Below are 7,071 nucleotides of genomic sequence, written 5' to 3'. Positions count from 1 at the left end.
CCCTAATACAGGATCTATATATGCATTCTTGATGTCACCTATAAAAAATGCAGATCAATATAATGCTGGTAAAGTTGATAAAGAGAGTGTAGGAATAAAAGTTTTGGATGAAAAAACTCTACAAATAACTTTAGGTAAAAAAACAGCGTATATGATGCAATTAGCATATTTTTCTACTTTTTTTCCTCAAAGAAAAGATATGGTAGAAAAATATGGAGATAGATATGGTACAGAGGCAGAAACTTTACTTAGTTGCGGTCCGTTTAAATTAGAAAAATGGATTCATAGTAATAAAGTTATATTTGTGAAAAATGACTCTTATTGGGATCAAGAAAATGTTATCTTAACAAAATTGACGTTTAGTATAGTTACTGATGAAAATTCAAGAATGAATTTAATGTTAAATGGACAAGCAGATATTGGGAATGCTACAAAACCAGAATGGTTAGATAAATTCCAGTCTACAGGTGATTTTGACACTAAGATAAAATATGAGTTAGGAACAAATTATTCATACTTTAATCAAACAAATAAGTATTTTAAAAATGCAAAAATTAGAAGAGCTTTTTCATTGGCAGTTAATAGAGAAGAAATGAACGATGTCATATTTAATGGAAAATTTGAACCTGCATATGGATTTGTAGCTAGAGGTATCAGTGTAGGAGATAAGTTATATGAAAATGAACCTTTAAAAGAAGTAAAGGGAGATGCAAAAGAACTATTGAAAGAAGGTTTAGAGGAGTTAGGACTGTCTACTAACCCTGCAGACATGGATATAACTTATTTAGCTTCTGGATCATCTTCGTGGTATAGAAAATATACTGAGTATATGCAACAGTCTTATTTAAAGAGACTAGGTGTAAATATGAAAGCTGAATTTGTAGAATGGCCAGTATTCCAAAAAAGAGTACAAGAAATGAATTATGATTTCGCAGGGTCAGCATGGACTGGAGATTATAATGATCCTAACACATTCTTAGATCTATGGATGTCTACAAACAGCATTGTAAATACAGGGTACAAAAGTGAAAAATATGATGAATTATTAAAAAAAGCTGCAAACACAACAGATTCTGAGGAAAGAACAGAGTATTTTAAACAAGCAGAAAGATTATTATTGGTAGAGGATGCAGCAATAGCTCCTACACTATATAGAAAGAAAAATACATTGATTAGAAAATATGTTAAAGGATATAACCCTTCAGTTATTCAAAAGTATAACTATAAAGGTGTGTATATTTCAGGTAGAGAATAATAAAGTATAAATTATAAAAAACTATGAAAGTGAAATTTGTTTTTCACTTTCAGTATGTTTTTTTTGGAGGTAAATATGTTAAGGTATATTTTAAAAAGACTATTTTCAATGTTAATTACACTACTTATAGTTATAACACTAGTGTTTTTCTTAGTTAGAATGGTACCTGGAGATCCTTTGGCATCCATGGCTAGAAATCTACCAGATCAAGTGAAAGCAAACTTTTACGCTAAATATGGTTTAGATAAGCCTTTATTCACTCAATATCTTTTATATATGAAAGGCTTATTACATGGTGACTTTGGAGAATCGTTGGTTTATATAGGAAGACCTATAAAAACTGTTATTTCAGATGCTATTCCACCATCACTAAGGATAAATGTTCAAGCTCTTATATTTGGAGTAACTACAGGAATTACATTAGGTACAATTGCAGCATATAAAAGGAATAAGTGGCCAGATCATGTAGTTATGTTTATTGCTATATTAGGAGTTTCTATTCCAAGTTTTGTTTTAGCAACAGGACTACAATATTTTTTATCTGTAAAATTTAGATTATTACCAACTGTAGGTTGGACAAGTGAATTTGGAATGAAGCAGTTAAAATTTAGTATAATGCCGACAATAGCGCTTTCGTTTGGAATTATAGCGACGTATGCTAGGTATATGAGAGCTAGTGTTTTGGATGTATTGCAACAAGATTATATATTAACAGCAAAAGCAAAAGGAGTAACAGGTTTTCAATTAGCAACAAAACATGTTTTGAGAAATGCTATTTTACCTGCAATAACTATATTAGGACCTCAAATTGCAGGAGTTATTATAGGATCGTTTGTAATTGAATCAATTTTTGGGATACCAGGATTTGGACAGGTATATGTATCAGCAATAACTAATAGAGATTTTACCCAGATATTAGGGCAAACAGTGATAATAAATGCTCTTTATATTTTTTCATTATTAGTAGTAGATATTGTATATGGAATGGTAGATCCTAGAATAAAAGTTTTTACAAATAAAAGATAGGAGGGAGAAAAATGGCTTACAACGATTCAGATTTTATAATAACAGGTCTCTCTACTTCTATTGTAGAAGAAAAAATGAGACCTAGTCTTACATATTGGCAAGATGCTTGGAGAAGGTTAAAACAAAATAAAGTAGCTATGGTATCTTTAGCTATCTTAACTTTATTAGGTGTCCTATGTATAATTGGACCTTACTTAAGTGGCTATAAATTTGAAGTTACGGATAGTAGTTCTATAAATATATTTCCAAATAGCGTACATTGGTTTGGAACAGATTCTTTGGGAAGAGATATGTTTTCAAGAGTATGGATTGGTGGACGTGTTTCATTACTTATTGGACTTATAGGAACTTTTATATCTATAACTGTTGGAACTCTTTATGGTGGGATATCTGGTTATGCAGGTGGAAGAGTAGATCACTATATGATGAGAGTTATAGAAATTTTAGTTAGTATTCCTAGTTTGGTAATGGTAATATTATTATCATTATATTTAGGATCAGGGATAGTATCTTTAATCATTGCCTTAACGGCTTTTGGTTGGATAGGTACTGCTAGAATGGTAAGGGGACAAGTTTTACAGATTAAACAACAAGAATTTGTTATGGCGTCTATTTCTCTAGGAGCAAGTCCTATGAGAGTTATAATAAAACATTTAATACCTAACACATTGGGAATAATTATAGTAGGAATCACGTTTAGAATACCAGGGCTTATATTTGCAGAAGCGTTCTTAAGTTTTATGGGATTAGGGGTTCAAATACCAAATACCAGTTGGGGTGCTTTAGCAGCAACAGCAAGGGAAAATATTATGTTTTATCCTTATCAATTATTCTATCCTTCTCTTATGATCGCTTTAACTATGTTATCATTTAGTTTATTAGGTGACGGCTTAAGGGATGCGTTAGATCCAAAATTAAGAAAATAGGTGGAAATAGACTATGAATAAAATATTAGATGTAAAAAAACTAAAGATATCATTTCACACATATGCAGGTGAAGTTCAAGCTGTAAGAGGAGTAGATTTTCATTTATATGAAGGGGAAACTCTAGCTATAGTAGGAGAATCAGGTTGTGGAAAAACAGTAACTTCTAAGTCAATTATGAGATTATTGCCAACACCACCAGCTGAGATAAAAGAAGGTGCAGAAATAAATTTTAACGGTAAAAATGTATTAAATTTTAACGCTAAGGAATTAAAAAAGTTAAGAGGTGGAGAGATAGCAATGATCTTCCAAGATCCTATGACCTCTCTAAACCCTACAATGAAAGTAGGAGATCAAGTAGCTGAAAGTTTGATTATACATAGAAATATGTCTAAAAAAGAAGCATTTGAAGAAGCTGTTAAGATGTTAGATCTTGTTGGAATTCCAAGTGCTAGAAAAAGAGCTTCAGAGTATCCTAATCAATATTCTGGTGGGATGAGACAGAGAGCTATGATTGCTATAGCTTTGTCTTGTAGACCAAAGGTTCTTATAGCTGATGAGCCTACTACAGCACTAGATGTAACTATTCAAGCTCAGATTATGAAATTAATAAAAGAATTGCAGATAGATCTTGGAACTGCAGTAATCCTAGTAACTCATGATTTAGGAGTAGTAGCAGGTGTTGCCGATAGGATTCAAGTGATGTATGCAGGTGAAATAATAGAAAGAGGAACAAGAAGAGAAATATTTTATAATCCTCAACATCCATATACTTGGGCACTTTTGAGAAGTGTACCAAAGGTAGATCAAGAAATAAAATCAAGTTTATATTCTCTTAATGGGACTCCTCCAGATCTTTTGTATCCTCCTAAAGGATGTGCTTTTGCAAATAGATGTGAATTTTGCATGCCTATCTGTAAAGAAAATGTACCTGAGTTGACGGTAGTTTCAGACACACAAACAGTAAATTGCTGGTTACAACATAAGAAAGCACCGAAGGTTGAAAAACCATTAGGATTAGGAGGAACTATACATGGACAAGAAAATAGATAATTTTTTAGAGGTAAAAAATTTAAAAAAACATTTTGATGTTGGGGGTAAAAAGAGGTTAAAAGCTGTTGATGGAGTTACTTTTTCTATTAGAAGAGGTGAAACATTGGGGTTAGTAGGAGAATCTGGCTGTGGTAAATCTACAACTGGTAGAACTATTTTAGGATTATATGAAGCTACAGACGGTTCTATAGTTTTAAATGGTAGAGATGTTACTAGTTTAAATAAGAAAGAAAAGAAAGAGTTAACTAAAGATATGCAGATGATTTTTCAAGATCCATATGCTTCATTGAATCCTAGGATGACTGTATCGGATATAATATCTGAAGGTTTAGACATTCATAAAGTTGGAGATAGAAAGTCTCAAATGGAAAAAGTAAATGAATTATTAACATTAGTTGGTTTAAATAAAGAACATGGTTCTAGATTTCCCCATGAATTTAGTGGAGGACAAAGGCAAAGAATAGGAATAGCTAGGGCTTTAGCTATTAATCCTGAATTTATAATCTGTGATGAACCTATTTCTGCATTGGATGTTTCGATACAAGCTCAAGTAGTAAATTTACTTATTAAATTACAAAAAAAATTAAAATTGACATATTTATTTATTGCTCATGATCTATCTATGGTAAAACATATTTCAGATAGGATAGGAGTAATGTATTTAGGGAAATTAGTGGAAGTTACAACCAGTGAAAATTTATTTAAACACTGTTTACATCCATATACTAAGGCTTTATTATCTGCAATACCTATTGCAGATCCAGATTATGAAGATAAAAAAACTTCGATTGAATTAGAAGGAGAACTACCGAGTCCTATAGATCCTCCTAGTGGATGTGCTTTTAGAACTAGATGTAAATATGTAATGGATATATGTAAAGAGGTTGAACCAAAATTAATACAATGTGGTGAAGATCATCGTTGTGCTTGTCATTTACTTGAAAAAATAAAAAAGGGAGGAAAATAATGTTTTACAAAAAAGAAAATGGATGGAAAGACATCGATGAATCTGTTAAACAAAATGTGATGGATTTTTCAGAAGGATACAAAGAATTTTTAGATACAGCTAAAACAGAGAGAGAAGTGATTACCTATTCTCAAAAAATGGCTGAAGCTAATGGTTTCGTAGATGCAGAATCTGTAGAAGCCTTAAAAGCTGGGGATAAGGTTTTCTATAATAATAGAGGAAAAAATCTTATTTTAGCAGTTATAGGTACAGAAGACATTTTAAAAGGAGCTAACTTTGTAGTTTCTCATGTAGATTCTCCTAGATTAGATTTAAAGCAAAATCCACTTTATGAAGATAGTGATTTTGCACTTTTAAAAACCCACTACTATGGCGGAATAAAGAAATATCAATGGGCATCTAGAGCATTATCACTACATGGTGTGGTAGCTTTAAAAGATGGTAGGTTAATAAATATAGTTATCGGTGAAGATCCTACAGATCCAGTGTTTGTAATTCCTGATCTATTACCTCATTTAGATAGACATGTACAAAGAGATAGAAAAGCTGGTGAAGTATTAAAAGGTGAAGAGATGAATATTATTGTGGGATCTACTCCTACTACCATGAAAGATGGTGAGATGAAAGACCACTTCAAGTACACTATTCTAAAAAAATTAAATGATGAATATGGAATAGTAGAAGAGGACTTTATCTCAGCTGAATTACAATTGGTTCCAGCAGAAAAAGCAAGAGATATTGGTCTTGACAGAGCTATCGTAGGAGCGTATGGTCACGATGATAGAATTTGTGGATATACTTCTATGATCTCTATGTTTGATCTAAAGGAAACTCCTAGAAGAACTTCTATCTGTTACTTAGCAGATAAAGAAGAGGTAGGATCTATGGGTTCTACAGGATTACAATCTAGATATTTAGATTACTTTATGGGTGACATTATCTATAAAATCTTAGGAGATAAATTTAACGATCAGATCTTAAGAAAAGTATTATGGAACTCACATGCACTATCATCTGATGTAAATGCTGGTCTTAATCCATTGTTTAAATCTGTTCATGATGAGCAAAATGCAAGTAAATTAGGATATGGAATAGTTCTTACTAAATATACTGGGTCTGGTGGAAAAGGTGGATCATCTGATGCCGATGCAGAATATGTAGCAGAACTTAGATCTGTATTTGATGATGAAAATATCAAATGGCAAACTGGAATGCTTGGAAAGGTAGACGAAGGTGGAGGGGGAACAGTAGCTATGTTCTTAGCTCACTATGGTATTAGAACTATCGATGCAGGAGCGGCATTACTATCTATGCATTCACCTATGGAGCTAGCTTCAAAATATGATGTATATGAAATTTATAGAGCCTATAAAGTATTTTATAACTTCTAAAGATAAAGTTAAAATAAGAAAAACTGTAGGGGACCCCCTGCAGTTTTTTTTAATTTTGTGTGTAACTTTTTATGAGACAATATTTACGTTATATATGTGTAGATTATTGAAGTCTGATGGATGTTTTAGTTTGAAAGGTGGGCTAGTTTTTTTAGAAGTAAAAATGATATAAATTAACTATCTATTTTTGAGATTTAGACTTAACACTTTAGCCAAGATCATTATTGCCCTCTTCTCCTCCTTTTCTTTAATTTCATCAACCGCCTCCTTTACTGAAGCTCTCTGCTCTTTTCTAGCAATTTTATCTTTGTTCATTTTCTCGAATTTATCCCATTTCATCTTAATTTCCTCCTTAAATCTGATTTTCATAATTACTAGGTTTGTGATAAATGATTTTACTATAGGTTTACCCAGTCGAGATCTCCTGTAATAATTTCTAATTTAAATTCCAATTC

At 31.8% G+C, this 7,071-nt stretch carries 7 protein-coding genes; 6 read left to right on the top strand and 1 reads right to left on the bottom strand.

Features of this window, described 5'->3' with window-relative positions; all coding sequences use genetic code 11:
* The 6 genes from WBG30_RS11035 to WBG30_RS11010 all read left to right on the top strand — a co-directional run.
* A partial coding sequence (locus tag WBG30_RS11035; RefSeq protein WP_424504713.1) for a peptide ABC transporter substrate-binding protein occupies nt 1-1,255 on the top strand: 1,255 nt, incomplete at its 5' end.
* 75 nt (nt 1,256-1,330) lie between these two features.
* Entirely contained in the window at nt 1,331-2,281 is a 951-nt protein-coding gene (locus WBG30_RS11030) for an ABC transporter permease (protein ID WP_424504712.1), read from the top strand.
* An 11-nt stretch (nt 2,282-2,292) separates the two neighbouring features.
* Entirely contained in the window at nt 2,293-3,207 is a 915-nt protein-coding gene (locus WBG30_RS11025; protein WP_424504711.1) for an ABC transporter permease, read from the top strand.
* Between the two features lie 13 nt (nt 3,208-3,220).
* Nucleotides 3,221-4,258 carry an ABC transporter ATP-binding protein gene (locus WBG30_RS11020; protein WP_424504710.1) on the top strand — a complete coding sequence of 346 codons (1,038 nt, stop codon included), beginning with the start codon at nt 3,221-3,223 and terminating at the stop codon, nt 4,256-4,258.
* The gene (locus WBG30_RS11015; RefSeq protein WP_424504709.1) at nt 4,239-5,225 is read left to right on the top strand and encodes an ABC transporter ATP-binding protein; all 987 of its coding nucleotides are present in this window, start codon (nt 4,239-4,241) and stop codon (nt 5,223-5,225) included. Before WBG30_RS11020 ends, WBG30_RS11015 begins: the two co-directional genes overlap by 20 nt.
* Nucleotides 5,225-6,616 carry an aminopeptidase gene (locus WBG30_RS11010; protein WP_424504708.1) on the top strand — a complete coding sequence of 464 codons (1,392 nt, stop codon included), beginning with the start codon at nt 5,225-5,227 and terminating at the stop codon, nt 6,614-6,616. The genes WBG30_RS11015 and WBG30_RS11010 overlap by 1 nt, the downstream gene beginning before the upstream one ends.
* A gap of 177 nt (nt 6,617-6,793) precedes the next feature.
* Here the strand turns inward: WBG30_RS11010 and WBG30_RS11005 are convergent, their stop codons facing one another.
* Nucleotides 6,794-6,955 carry a hypothetical protein gene (locus WBG30_RS11005; protein ID WP_424504707.1) on the bottom strand — a complete coding sequence of 54 codons (162 nt, stop codon included), beginning with the start codon at nt 6,953-6,955 and terminating at the stop codon, nt 6,794-6,796.
* Nucleotides 6,956-7,071 lie beyond the last annotated feature (116 nt).

This window comes from Psychrilyobacter sp., from assembly GCF_049671765.1.
GTDB lineage: Bacteria > Fusobacteriota > Fusobacteriia > Fusobacteriales > Fusobacteriaceae > Psychrilyobacter.
The sequence above is the reverse complement of the archived record's forward strand: the minus strand, read 5'-3'. Positions and strand labels throughout refer to the sequence as shown.

What these genes read in the sequence shown, in the direction of transcription:
- WBG30_RS11030 (WP_424504712.1), top strand. Translation starts at nt 1,331, where the DNA reads ATGTTAAGGTATATTTTAAAAAGACTATTTTCAATGTTAATTACACTA.
- WBG30_RS11025 (WP_424504711.1), top strand. Translation starts at nt 2,293, where the DNA reads ATGGCTTACAACGATTCAGATTTTATAATAACAGGTCTCTCTACTTCT.
- WBG30_RS11015 (WP_424504709.1), top strand. Translation starts at nt 4,239, where the DNA reads ATGGACAAGAAAATAGATAATTTTTTAGAGGTAAAAAATTTAAAAAAA.
- WBG30_RS11020 (WP_424504710.1), top strand. Translation starts at nt 3,221, where the DNA reads ATGAATAAAATATTAGATGTAAAAAAACTAAAGATATCATTTCACACA.
- WBG30_RS11010 (WP_424504708.1), top strand. Translation starts at nt 5,225, where the DNA reads ATGTTTTACAAAAAAGAAAATGGATGGAAAGACATCGATGAATCTGTT.
- WBG30_RS11005 (WP_424504707.1), bottom strand. Translation starts at nt 6,955, where the DNA reads ATGAAATGGGATAAATTCGAGAAAATGAACAAAGATAAAATTGCTAGA.